Genomic DNA, 239 nt, shown 5'->3' with positions numbered 1-239 from the left:
GGCCAGGCTGGCGGCGACGGGCGCCGCCCTCGGCGGTGCCGTGGCGGCGAGGTCGCGGCAGGGAGGCCAGCAGCCGGGTGGCGATGAGGTCGGCGAGGGGCAGATGCAGCTCGGGGGGCCAGGGGTTGACCGGCTCCCCTGTGGTCGTGCCCCCGGGCGTGGCGCCTCTCAGGGGCATGGCACCCACTCCAGCAGGCGCTGGATGATGGCGTCCGTGGGGATCCCCTCGGCCTGGGCCT

Source organism: Aeromonas bivalvium (assembly GCF_000819765.1).
Taxonomy (GTDB): domain Bacteria; phylum Pseudomonadota; class Gammaproteobacteria; order Enterobacterales; family Aeromonadaceae; genus Aeromonas; species Aeromonas bivalvium.
The sequence above is the reverse complement of the archived record's forward strand: the minus strand, read 5'-3'. Positions refer to the sequence as shown.